Here is an 11,844-nt window from a genome sequence, read left to right on the forward strand (position 1 = left end):
CAGAGGTAAAAAATGAAACTTACCGACGTTGAAGACACCGGAGACAGCATTTTCATACGCGCGCTTGAGCAAAATATGATGGGCGCTGTGTTAATCAATGAAAATGACGAAGTGATGTTTTTCAATCCCGCTGCGGAAAAACTGTGGGGATATCGCCGTGAGGAAGTCCTTGGCAATGGGATATCCATGCTTATTCCTCAAAATTTGCGTCCGGCACACCCTGGATTTATTCGCCATAATCGTGAAGGCGGACAACCGCGCGTCGAGGGAATGAGCCGCGAATTGTTATTAGAAAGAAAAGATGGCAGTAAAGTCTGGACGCGATTTGCGCTTTCGAAAGTCAACGTTGAGGGCAAAATCTACTACCTGGCTTTTGTGCGTGACGCCAGCGTCGAAATGGAGCAAAAAGAGCAAAAAAGACTGCTGGTGCTGGCGGTCGACCACCTTGACCGTCCGGTCATTGTCCTCGATCCGATGGGCCGCATCGTTCAATGCAATCGTGCCTTTACGGAGATGTTTGGTTACGGCATCAGTGATGCAGTGAGACAGCGGCCGGATCGCCTGTTAAATATCCCCGACGCCCCCTCTGGCAACCGTTTACGATTGAAACAGCTCTTAAAGATGGCGTCCTCCGATCAGGATGAATTTTTAGCCATTACCCGGGCGGGTGATGAAATATGGATAAAAGCGTCGGTCAGCCCGGTGTATGACTCTGCCAATGAATTACAAAACCGGGTAATGACATTTTCCGATATCACAGAAGATCGGCAAATTCGCCAGCTTGAGGGCAACATTTTAGCCGCCATGTGCACCAGTCCCCCGTTTCACGAGATGGGAGAAATTATTTGCCGCAACATTGAGGCGGTTCTCAGAGATACCCATGTTTCACTGTTTGCCTTAGAAAATGGCCAACCTGAGTTCTGGGCTTCCTCCTCAAATGAGAGTGAGAAGAAAAATAGTACTGTCTGGTCGCTGACCATTCGCCAACGCGATGGCACCCCGGCAGGAACGCTGCTGATCAAAACTGTCACCGGCAGAGAAACCAGTGCCTTTATTGAACGTGTCGCAGACATCAGCCAGCACCTGGCGGCACTCGCGCTGGAACAAGAAAAGAGTCGGCAACAAATTGAGCACCTCCTCCAGTTTGACCCCATGACGGGCTTACCTAATCGCAATCATCTCCACGCTTATTTAGAGGAGCTTATTGCCGATAATAAAAAACAACCGCCGGTGGTGTTTCTCTTAAGCGTTGACCACTATCAGGATGTGATTGACAGTCTGGGCTATACCCTGGCGGACCAGGTGCTGCTGCAACTTATTAATAAAATCCGTGACCGCTTAAAACCGGATCAGTACCTTAGCCGTATTGAAGGCACACAGTTTGTCCTGGTGAGCCTGGACAATGATATGAACAACATTTCGCAATTTGCCGACGATCTCAAAAATATCGGCAATGAAGCGACACTCTTTAATGACAAAACCTTCCATCTGACCCTGAGCATCGGGATCAGCTATGAAACCGGCAAAGATCGTGATTACCTGTTATCAACAGCCCATAACGCCATGGATTATATTCGTAAAGGGGGCGGCAACGGCTGGCAGTTCTTTGATCCGGCAATGAACGTAGTGGTCAAAGAGCGTTTACAGTTGGGCGCGGCGCTGAAGCGAGCGATTGCCAGCAATCAGTTACGCCTTGTGTATCAACCGCAAATCTTTGCAGAAACCGGTGAGTTATATGGTTTTGAAGCGCTAGCGCGCTGGAACGATCCGGTGCATGGCCATGTACCCCCGAATGTTTTTATCCCGCTGGCGGAAGAAACGGGTGAGATTGAAAATATCGGCCGCTGGGTCGTCAGAGAGGCCTGCCGGCAACTGGCAGAATGGCGCGAACTGTCGCTTGTTATCCCGACCTTATCGGTGAACCTGTCCGCGCTGCATTTTCGCAGCAATCAACTGCCGGACCAGGTCTCCGAAGCGATGAATGAATTCACCATACCTGGCGATCAGCTCACGGTTGAAATTACCGAAAGTATGATGATGGAGCAGGATGAAGAGATCCACCGCCGAATCAGTATCCTGCGTAATACGGGCGTTGGGCTCTCGATTGATGACTTCGGTACCGGGTTTTCAGGATTATCCCGGCTGGTTAGCCTGCCTGTAACCGAACTGAAAATTGATAAGTCTTTTGTTGATCGCTGCCTTACCGAGACGCGGATCAAGTCCTTACTGGAAGCCATTACCAGCATTGGTCACAGTCTGAATTTGATGGTCGTCGCTGAAGGCGTTGAGACGAAAGAACAATTTGAACTGCTGAGAAGCGTAAACTGCCCGGTCATCCAGGGATACTATTTCTCGCGCCCTATCCCGGCAGATGAAATCCCGCAGTGGATGCGCACCCAGTTGCCGCTAAAAGTGTCCTGATAAATGCTGATGATTTTCCTGAGTACGCATAATTAAGCCCAGCATTCGGCTGGGCTTAATCTCAGTAGCGTTATGTTAGCGTTTTATTTAGATAACTCTTTTTTGATTTCGTCTTTAATTTTGCTTAATTCGCTCTGCGGATTTTTTTTGCAGACATCAATTGTTAATGGAACTGCGGTGGTGACGGTTTCCTGAAAATCAACATAGTCCCCGCCTTTAAAATCTTCGTCTTCATTAAGGTACCAGAAAGCGACAGGCGCCATGGTTTGCGGGTTCAGGTCAATGAATTCCTGGCAGGTCATATTTTTAGGAGTCACTTCAGTTTTTGCTTTATCAGCGGCTGCGTTTACACTGACGCTGGTCAGCAGCGCAGCTGTAAAAATACCGATTGTCGCAAGAGAGAATTTGTTCATTTTTGTTACTCCGTTTGTAAAGAACGAAGTAAATAATACGCCACTCCCGTCACAAATAAATATCAACAAAGAGAGTGTGGCTATTATTATTATTTCCCGGAACCGATTCTGATGTTTGCTGAAAAATTCACCCCGCGGTGGGAGATGCCCGGTAAACAGACGTCACCGGGCGATATAACCGTCAGGCTTTTAACTGGTAATCGAGAGAAATTTCGGCTTTAAGTACTTGTGAAACCGGGCAACCGGCTTTGGCTTTCTGGATGATTCCATCAAACGTTGCCGCATCAATGCCTGGTACGCTGACTTCACTACGCAGCGCGATTTTGGTGATCGCAAAGCCTGCATCGACTTTATCCAGCGAGACGTCAGCCGTCGTGTCGATAGCGTCCGGCGTAAAGCCGGCTTCACCAAGCATCAGCGATAGCGCCATCGAGAAACAGGCAGCATGCGCAGCGCCAATAAGCTCTTCAGGATTCGTCCCTTTCTCCCCTTCAAAACGCGTATTGAAGCCGTATGGCTGTTGGTTCAGCACTCCGCTTTCCGTCGATACTGTCCCTTTTCCGCGTTTAATATCCCCTTCCCAATGCGCCTGGCCTTTCTTATGGATCGTCATTATTGCTCTCCTTTTGTCATCGAAATAACAAGTATAGAAGGCCTGCCCGTGTTCGCCTTCAGTAACAGACCCTTCTTAATTCAGTCTCCTCGCATTGACCTTTCCGCTAAAATGTCCGACCATCAATCAGACCGATATATTTTGTATCGGTTACATTTAGGGTTGTATTTCGTCCATTAGATGTGGACTCATCCTTGAAACCATTAACAGGATTAAGGAGTTAGAATGAAATCGAACCGTCAGGCCCGGCAAATTCTTGGACTGGACCATAAAATATCCAATCAGCGCAAATTGGTGACCGAGGGTGATAAAACCAGCGTTGTGAACAATCCCAGCGGCAGAAAACGCCACGACGACAGTAAAAAATAATCCCCTCACCTAAAATTTGCGATAAACACCATCACAATTCTGATGGTGTTTTTGTTTATTCAGTCCCTTATCACTTCACAATGCTTTATACTCTGTGCCCGATGCCCTGGTGGAACGGCAACGCATTAAATAATAGGTACCAGGGACGATATTCAAAAAAGAGTGAGTGATATGGAAACCAAAAGCAAAAAAACGCGTTCTCTTTATATTCCCTACGCTGGCCCCGTTCTCCTGGAATTTCCCCTGCTGAACAAAGGAAGCGCATTCAGTATGGAAGAGCGTCGCAGTTTCAACCTGCTGGGGCTGCTGCCGGAAGTCGTCGAATCGATTGAAGAACAGGCTGAGCGTGCATGGATCCAGTATCAGGGATTCAAAACGGAAATCGACAAGCACATCTACCTGCGCAATATCCAGGATACCAACGAAACCCTCTTCTACCGCCTTGTGCATAATCATCTCGATGAGATGCTGCCGGTCATCTATACCCCCACGGTAGGTGCTGCCTGTGAACGTTTCTCCGAAATTTATCGCCGTTCGCGTGGCGTGTTCATTTCGTATCAGAACCGTCACAACATGGACGATATCCTGCAAAACGTCCCTAACCACAATATCAAAGTGATTGTGGTCACTGACGGTGAGCGCATTCTGGGCCTCGGTGACCAGGGGATCGGTGGGATGGGCATCCCGATCGGTAAACTCTCTCTGTACACCGCCTGTGGGGGTATCAGTCCGGCCTACACCCTGCCGGTGGTGCTGGACGTGGGCACCAATAATCAGCAACTCCTTAACGATCCTTTATATATGGGCTGGCGCAATCCGCGTATCACCGATGAGGACTACTACGAGTTCGTTGATGAGTTCATTCAGGCTGTGAAACATCGTTGGCCAAACGTACTGCTCCAGTTCGAAGACTTCGCGCAGAAAAACGCGATGCCGCTACTCAACCGTTATCGTGACGAAATCTGTTCTTTCAATGATGATATTCAGGGTACCGCTGCGGTAACCGTCGGCACACTGATTGCCGCCAGTCGCGCAGCAGGCAGTCAGCTTAATGAGCAGAAAGTGGTCTTCCTGGGTGCCGGTTCCGCAGGCTGCGGTATTGCAGAACAAATTATCGCGCAGATGCAACGTGAAGGCTTAAGTGAAGAGGCTGCGCGACAACGCGTCTTTATGGTGGACCGCTTCGGCCTGCTGACCGACAAGATGCCGAACCTGCTCTCTTTCCAGACGAAGCTGGTGCAAAAACGCGAAAATCTGCAAAGCTGGGATACCGATAACGAAGTGCTGTCTCTGCTTGATGTCGTGCGCAATGTTAAACCTGATATTTTAATTGGCGTTTCCGGACAAACCGGGTTGTTTACGGAAGAGATCATTCGCGAAATGCACAAGCATTGTCCGCGCCCGATCGTCATGCCGCTTTCCAACCCGACTTCGCGCGTTGAAGCAACCCCACAGGACATTATTAGCTGGACAGAAGGCTGCGCCCTGGTTGCAACCGGCAGTCCGTTTGCCCCCGTCGTCTGGAAAGACACTGTCTATCCGATAGCCCAGTGCAATAATGCCTATATCTTCCCCGGCATTGGTCTGGGGGTCATTGCTGCTGGTGCTTCACGGATCACCGATGAGATGCTGATGTCCGCCAGTGAAACGCTGGCGCAATACTCGCCGATGGTGCTTAACGGCGAAGGTCAGGTTCTGCCGGAGCTGAAAGACATTCAAACGGTGTCACGGGCGATTGCCTTTGCCGTCGGTAAAATGGCCCAGCAGCAAGGCGTGGCGGTTAAAACCTCTGCCGAAGCGTTGTTGCAGGCGATTGATGAAAACTTCTGGAACGCGGAATACCGCGATTACCGCCGGACTTCAATCTAATAATATGCCCGGTGGCACACGCTGCCGGGCTTTTTTGGCTTGCGCTAATCCATAATTAGCTTCTACACTTTCGCCATTGTTCAACTCTCGGATAAATAAAAGGAGGATACTTATGCTGTACTGTGAACGTTTCATCGCTTCACATGCTTTTGGCGATCGCCAGTGCTCAAGCGTTATCTGTATCGTGCTGCGATAACTTCTGCTTGAGCGAAGCTAACTTCTAATCCCCCTTCTCTCGGGCTTACCGGGTTATCGTCAGCGATGTTTGACGAGGTGTTTTCACGCCTGTAACTCTTGAGTAAGCAACAATGAGCACATTACTAACTGCACAATCTTTACATGTTGATACAGCATTCGGCACGCTTTTCGACGACCTCACCTTCACGCTAAAAAAAGGCGACCGCATCGGCTTAATTGGCTATAACGGCTGCGGTAAAAGCACACTGCTGAAACTCCTTGACGGCACGTTAACGCCCACCACCGGAACTATTGCACTGGCCAATCACTGTCACCTTGCCCGCGTGGAACAACATCTCCCCGACGAGATACGTCCATTGACGCTGCTCGAGGCGGTACTGGCGCAACTGAGCGAGCATGAACGCGCGGCACAACTGTGGCAGGTTGAAGCCTTACTCGCGCGGATGGGTTTTCGACCGGACGATCTCGATCTGACGGCGCAGACGTTGAGCGGCGGCCAGCATACGCGCCTGCTGTTGGCCCGTGCGCTGATGCGTAACCCTGACCTTCTGCTGCTCGATGAGCCGGGCAACCATCTTGATCTGCCAACGTTGCTCTGGCTGGAACAGTTTTTACAACACTGGTCCGGTAGTTTCGTGGTGGTTTCTCACGATCCGCAACTGCTGGATGCGGTAACCAACGGCACATGGATTTTACGCGATCGCACGCTTCACACCTTCGCGTTGCCTTGTAGCGAGGCACGCCAGGCGTTGGTAGATCGTGACGCCAGCGACGCACTGCGCCATAAAGCGGAGCAAAAAGAGATTGAGCGAGTCACCGCCAGCGCTAAACGTCTGGCGACCTGGGGACGAGTTTATGACAACGAAGATTTATCCCGTAAAGCAAAACAGATGGAAAAGCAGGTTCTGCGGCTGAAGGATGCGCAAACAGAGCTGACTTCCGGAAGCCAATGGACGCTCGCCTTGCAGGGAGATATGTTGCGGGCGGACCGTTTACTGGAACTGTCGAGGCTGTCCGTAACGCCCGCACCCGCAGCGCCCACGCTGTTCAGCATTGAAAGCAACCGCCTGAAAAGTGGTGATCGGGTTGCGATTATCGGGCGTAACGGCTGCGGGAAATCCACCCTGTTAAAACGTATCTGGCAGCACTATCAGATGCAGCAGACGTCAGAGTCGTTGGTACTGCATCCACGAGTGACGCTGGGTTATTACGATCAGACTCTGCATCAATTACGCGATGAGGATACGTTGTTTGACGCCCTTGAACCCTTTGCTCCGCAGCCTGACGTCCGCAAAATGGCCCTCATTAGCGCGGGTTTTGCGTGGGTCCGACATCAGCAACAGGTCAGTACGTTAAGCGGCGGTGAGCGCTCTCGCCTGCTGTTTATCGGGTTGTCACTGGCGCGATATAGCCTGCTGATGCTGGATGAACCGACCAACCATCTCGACATGGAGGGTAAAGAGGCGCTGGCGCAAACGCTACAAACCTTCGAGGGTGGCGTCCTGTTGGTCAGTCACGATCGTCAACTCATCAGCCAAAGCTGTAACCGTTTCTGGTTTATTGACGAGGGAGAACTGAGCGAATGGCACGATCTGGAGGCCGTATACGAACGTATTCGGGAAACCACCTTCAACGTGGAACCGCAGGAAGATCGTCCTCTGTCCAGCGAAACCTTGCTTCCCGATAACGACGATTTACTGGAGAGACTGATTAGCCTCGAACAGCGCCTGGCAGACGATCTGGCGCGCAAGCCGAAGCACCAGAAGCTGCAGTTACAGGCGCAGTGGCGCAAGGAAATAGAGGAGATAACGGCGAAACTCTGATAGCAATGCCCGGTTGCGCTTACCGGGCCTACAAAACCGTAGGCCGGATAAGCGCAAGCGCCATCTGTCAGTTGACGATGTCAGAACGATACGCTGACACCTACAGCCACCTGCCAGGGGGATTCGACGCCAGCCCCGTTGCTATAGCTGGCGCTGAGTTTTCCGCTGACGTTGTCGGTAAAGCTGGCACGTATTCCGGCCTGGTATACGCCACGCGTTCCTGACAGGTCATTCACGAACTGACCGTCATCATTCACCGTTACCCGGTTATTATCGGCAAACTCCTGTCTAACAGAGGCTTTCAACCAGGGCTCGAGCGTCATGCCATTCTGAAGGGGCATGCGATAATCGGTTTTAAGACCGGCTTCAGCCCGCGCCATCGTTGTATTGTCAGCGTTCGCCTGCATCCCGTTAGAAAGCGAGTAATGGTAATTGTCGGCGACGAACCCGGTAAAGGCCACATAAGGTGTTGCCCCCCAGTTGCCTTCATTCAAACGAATGCCACTTTCGAGATGAGCGCCCGCACCGTACACACTGTAGTGTCCTTTTGCCGCTCCGCCGCTGCTCATTCGGCCATTTATTTCATGTTCAAAGCGATTGAGTTTCGCAATACCGTCAATATAAACGCCGTTACTGTGCTGCCAGCTTGTGTAACCCCCTATAGAATAACTGCTGACATCACCCTTGCCTCCGCGATAAAAACCAATATCAGAGTGTGAAAAGTTCAAAAAAACACCCGTAGTGAGTGCGCTATCCACACGCTCTGAGAGACGATCGATACCCAGCGTAATACCTGAGAGTGTTTGTTGAAAATCCGCACCAGCAGCGGTAACCACATCATTGCGGGTGTTGATGATCGTGCTCCACACCGTACCGTTATGACCAGCGTTATTGCCGTCAAGACGCTCACGCACGCTGTCTAGTTCAGCATCAAACACCAACGGTTCCACTGCCGCCATATTCAATACTGCGGCTGTCGAAGGCGTAATACGACGAAGGCTATTTTCAGGTTGTGGTAGGGTAACCACAATGGGATCCCGCTCAGGCTCGGGGCTTGATTCTGGTTTTGCCTCGGGTTCCGGCACAGGTTTACCTGGAGGAACGGAGGATACATCAGACGTGAGTGCCCAGGTTCCAGCCGCCACCTCTTTCAGCGTGTATTGCCAGGTCCCTAGATCAACCACACCCCCTCATTTCCCAGCGAAAATACCGCATCCCCCTGTTTCATCTTTACCATTACAAGGTTGTCATCGGTTGAAGGACTGGTGCCCGTATCCTCGAGATGCAACCTGAATGTACCAGACGCATTACCGCTAATAAAAAGCGAGTCTCCCTTCAACGCAGAGACATTGGTCTGCATGTAAAAATTGCCGTTACCGGAAAGTGTATTCACATGAAGAGTGTTCCATCCCGTCATTGACTTCTGAGCTGAATGAGAGAAATAAACCTTTCCGTCGTTGAGATTCAGGCTATTCACTAAAAAAATATGGTCTGTGCTATCTTTTTTAAGATGAAGCGCCCCTTCATTGTTGATGCGGATATTAGCCTGATCGCTTTTTGCTTTTTCCGTAAGGTACATCGCACCTTTTACAATGTCGTGGTTCCCTTTTGTTTCTCCCGCTTTTGCATAATAGGCACCACCCAAAAGTTGAATGCCATCTACCGTACCTCCATCCAGACTAAGCGAACTGGAATAATTAAGCGTTGTATTTTCAGCAACGCCGTCATATATCGTCATTTTTGCCGAATCATACAGCCGGGTATTGGTTACCGTACCACCTAAAACATTGATGTTGGCATTCTGAAAAAGATCCGTATCCCGTGCCACCCCACCAAGTAGAAGTAATGAACTATCCTCATAGAGGTTTGAATGATTAGCGACGCCTCCCGGAGTGATGTAAAACTGGCTCTGGTTAAATAGCTTCGTGTTTTCAGCAATGCCGCCGTCATGGACATTAATCTGACTCTTTCCAGTGAGAAACGAGTTCAGAGCAGTACCTTCTACGCTCTGAAAACCGTGACCGGTAAGGAAAGTGTTGTTTGCCGTCCCGCCGTTCAGGACAAACTGGTTGCCTGAACGGACCTCAGTGAACAAGGCCTGACCGGAAATATTTTGCCTCGCACCCGCGTGAATCACACTATTAATATCTGTGGCGCCAGCATTAATATTGAATGTCCCTCCGGAAAAGACAGTGATATAACTGCTTTTCGCTTCGCCATCAAGCGTCAATGTTCCATAATTCTCTACATTACTTGATGTAATGGTATCGCCATTATTCAGCGTGAGCGATGAGTTTATAATCTGATTTGAAAATGTGGCTGAAAATGCGACAGGCACATAACATGCTAATGTTGATAAAAGATGGGCTGACTTAATATTCATAAAGTAACGAAATGTTCTAATGATCACCAGTTATATAACGATAAAGCATGGCGAATTTTATGAATACTACACGCGTCATCAATCATATAAAAACGAGTAAAATATTCTGCATAAGCGAACTTTTCGTAAAAGCGGAACTGACTATTCACTGAATCTGAAAAGTGCGCTAATACGAAAAAAGGCGCTAACTCTGTAGCGCCTTTGATTAAAGAAAGATTAGCTTAACCCTTCTTCACTCTCTTTTTTCGCTTCGGCCTTTTCAACCTCACGGTACCAGCGCGGGTGATGCTTCTTCGCCCAGCGGCGGCTCACCTTGCCTTCGATCATGCCTTTGATAGACCCTTTCACCCAGAAAGCCATATACATATGGATCAGGATGGCGTGGATCAGAATGATGCCCGCCGCTGCGTGGATCAGCAGGCTATAGCGCACCACCTGCATCGGGAAGTACTGAGCAAAGTAAGGACGCCAGATAATCACGCCGGTGACCAGCAGCACAAAAATCATGCTCATGATCGACCAGAACATCATTTTCTGCCCGGCATTGTACTTGCCAACGTCCGCCACTTTGTGTTCATTGCCTTTCAGCACTTCCACAATGTTCTTCAGCCACGGAAGGTCTTTCTTATCCGGGATGTTGTGGTGGACGAAGCGGACAAACATAAACATCAACGCCACGAAGATCACCACGCCAAAGAATGGGTGCAAAATGCGCCCCATCTGCGGCGTGCCGAAGGTTTGCGTCAGCCATTGCAGCGTCGGAAAGAAAAATGAAATTCCCGACAGCGCAACCAGGAAGAAGCAGATCACCACCGTCCAGTGACAGGCGCGGTCGATAAATTTCGTGCGCACAATCATTTTCGACTTACTCATGATCATCCTCCTCGTCGTCGTCCACTTCCTTATTCGGGCCAATACCGATGTAGTGATAAATAAGCCCGGCAAAGGTGGCGATAAAGCCAGCGGCGGCCAATGGTTTCAGCGCCCCTTTCCACAGATTGATTGAGGTGTCGACCTTCGGCTCATTTGGCAGGCCGTGGTACAACTCAGGTTGATTCGCATGATGCAGCACGTACATCACATGCGTACCGCCTACGCCCTGCGGGTTATAAAGACCCGCGTGTTCGTAACCGCGCGCTTTCAGTTTCGCCACGCGCTGTTCGCCCAGTTCCAGCATCTCTTTCTTGGTACCGAAGTGAATCGCCCCGGTCGGACAAGTTTTGACACAGGCCGGTTCCTGACCGACGCTCACGCGATCGACACAAAGCGTACATTTATAGACCCGGTTATCCTCTTTATTGAGGCGCGGAATATTAAATGGACACCCGGCAATGCAGTAGCCGCAGCCGATGCAGTGCTCGGACTGAAAATCGACAATCCCGTTGGCGTACTGGATGATCGCTCCGGCAGACGGACATGCCTTAAGACAGCCCGGCTCTTCGCAGTGCATGCAACCATCTTTGCGAATCAACCACTCCAGCTTGCCGTTCTGTTCGGTTTCGCTAAAGCGCATAACCGTCCAGGACTTAGCGCTGAGATCGGCCGGGTTATCGTAAACCCCGACGCAATGACCCACCTCGTCACGAATGTCGTTCCACTCAGAACACGCCACCTGGCAGGCTTTACAGCCTACGCAGGTGGAGACGTCAATAAGCTTCGCGACCTCGGCCTTAAAATCACGCGCCCGAGGAGGCGGCGTGATGGCGTTTGTTGCGGACTGTTTAATGATGTCCTGCGTTTCCAAAGACATATGTT

At 50.3% G+C, this 11,844-nt stretch carries 10 protein-coding genes; 4 read left to right on the forward strand and 6 right to left on the reverse strand.

Annotation, left to right across the window (positions count from 1 at the left end):
- Positions 1-12 precede the first annotated feature (12 nt).
- Entirely contained in the window at positions 13-2,421 is a 2,409-nt protein-coding gene (dosP, locus tag HVY19_RS09990; protein ID WP_181684144.1) for an oxygen-sensing cyclic-di-GMP phosphodiesterase DosP, read from the forward strand.
- A gap of 83 nt (positions 2,422-2,504) precedes the next feature.
- Here the strand turns inward: dosP and hdeB are convergent, their stop codons facing one another.
- Together hdeB and osmC are read right to left on the reverse strand one after the other, a co-directional pair.
- Positions 2,505-2,834, reverse strand: a complete 330-nt coding sequence (hdeB, locus tag HVY19_RS09995) for an acid-activated periplasmic chaperone HdeB (protein WP_181684145.1) — start codon at positions 2,832-2,834, stop codon at positions 2,505-2,507.
- 181 nt (positions 2,835-3,015) lie between these two features.
- The gene (osmC, locus tag HVY19_RS10000) at positions 3,016-3,447 is read right to left on the reverse strand and encodes a peroxiredoxin OsmC (RefSeq protein WP_181684146.1); all 432 of its coding nucleotides are present in this window, start codon (positions 3,445-3,447) and stop codon (positions 3,016-3,018) included.
- Positions 3,448-3,672: 225 nt separating this feature from the next.
- Here osmC and sra point away from each other — a divergent pair, with 225 nt between their 5' ends.
- The 3 genes from sra to HVY19_RS10015 all read left to right on the forward strand — a co-directional run bounded on the left by sra (position 3,673) and on the right by HVY19_RS10015 (position 7,706).
- The gene (gene sra / locus HVY19_RS10005) at positions 3,673-3,816 is read left to right on the forward strand and encodes a stationary-phase-induced ribosome-associated protein (RefSeq protein WP_181684147.1); all 144 of its coding nucleotides are present in this window, start codon (positions 3,673-3,675) and stop codon (positions 3,814-3,816) included.
- A 171-nt stretch (positions 3,817-3,987) separates the two neighbouring features.
- Positions 3,988-5,685: an NAD-dependent malic enzyme gene (locus tag HVY19_RS10010; RefSeq protein ID WP_181684148.1), complete on the forward strand. Its 1,698-nt coding sequence runs from the start codon at positions 3,988-3,990 to the stop codon at positions 5,683-5,685.
- Positions 5,686-5,993: 308 nt separating this feature from the next.
- Positions 5,994-7,706 (forward strand): ABC-F family ATP-binding cassette domain-containing protein, encoded by a 1,713-nt coding sequence (locus tag HVY19_RS10015; RefSeq protein WP_181684149.1) that lies wholly within the window; start codon positions 5,994-5,996, stop codon positions 7,704-7,706.
- 80 nt (positions 7,707-7,786) lie between these two features.
- Here the strand turns inward: HVY19_RS10015 and HVY19_RS10020 are convergent, their stop codons facing one another.
- The 4 genes from HVY19_RS10020 to fdxH form a co-directional block, all read right to left on the reverse strand.
- Positions 7,787-8,890, reverse strand: coding sequence for an autotransporter outer membrane beta-barrel domain-containing protein (locus HVY19_RS10020; RefSeq protein WP_181684150.1), 1,104 nt, complete (start codon positions 8,888-8,890; stop codon positions 7,787-7,789).
- On the reverse strand, positions 8,878-10,089 hold the full coding sequence (locus HVY19_RS10025; protein ID WP_181684151.1) for a pertactin-like passenger domain-containing protein: 1,212 nt from the start codon (positions 10,087-10,089) through the stop codon (positions 8,878-8,880). The genes HVY19_RS10020 and HVY19_RS10025 overlap by 13 nt, the downstream gene beginning before the upstream one ends.
- Positions 10,090-10,305: 216 nt before the next feature.
- Positions 10,306-10,962: a formate dehydrogenase-N subunit gamma gene (gene fdnI / locus HVY19_RS10030; protein WP_181684152.1), complete on the reverse strand. Its 657-nt coding sequence runs from the start codon at positions 10,960-10,962 to the stop codon at positions 10,306-10,308.
- Positions 10,955-11,839 carry a formate dehydrogenase subunit beta gene (gene fdxH, locus HVY19_RS10035; protein WP_181684153.1) on the reverse strand — a complete coding sequence of 295 codons (885 nt, stop codon included), beginning with the start codon at positions 11,837-11,839 and terminating at the stop codon, positions 10,955-10,957. Before fdxH ends, fdnI begins: the two co-directional genes overlap by 8 nt.
- Between the last annotated feature and the right edge of the window lie 5 nt (positions 11,840-11,844).

The sequence above is a fragment of the Citrobacter sp. RHB25-C09 genome, assembly GCF_013836145.1.
Taxonomy (GTDB): domain Bacteria; phylum Pseudomonadota; class Gammaproteobacteria; order Enterobacterales; family Enterobacteriaceae; genus Citrobacter_A.

Bases quoted from the DNA above. Each gene is read 5' to 3' on its own strand.
- hdeB (WP_181684145.1), bottom strand. From the start codon at position 2,834: ATGAACAAATTCTCTCTTGCGACAATCGGTATTTTTACAGCTGCGCTG.
- HVY19_RS10015 (WP_181684149.1), top strand. From the start codon at position 5,994: ATGAGCACATTACTAACTGCACAATCTTTACATGTTGATACAGCATTC.
- fdxH (WP_181684153.1), bottom strand. From the start codon at position 11,839: ATGTCTTTGGAAACGCAGGACATCATTAAACAGTCCGCAACAAACGCC.
- sra (WP_181684147.1), top strand. From the start codon at position 3,673: ATGAAATCGAACCGTCAGGCCCGGCAAATTCTTGGACTGGACCATAAA.
- HVY19_RS10025 (WP_181684151.1), bottom strand. From the start codon at position 10,089: ATGAATATTAAGTCAGCCCATCTTTTATCAACATTAGCATGTTATGTG.
- dosP (WP_181684144.1), top strand. From the start codon at position 13: ATGAAACTTACCGACGTTGAAGACACCGGAGACAGCATTTTCATACGC.
- HVY19_RS10010 (WP_181684148.1), top strand. From the start codon at position 3,988: ATGGAAACCAAAAGCAAAAAAACGCGTTCTCTTTATATTCCCTACGCT.
- fdnI (WP_181684152.1), bottom strand. From the start codon at position 10,962: ATGAGTAAGTCGAAAATGATTGTGCGCACGAAATTTATCGACCGCGCC.
- osmC (WP_181684146.1), bottom strand. From the start codon at position 3,447: ATGACGATCCATAAGAAAGGCCAGGCGCATTGGGAAGGGGATATTAAA.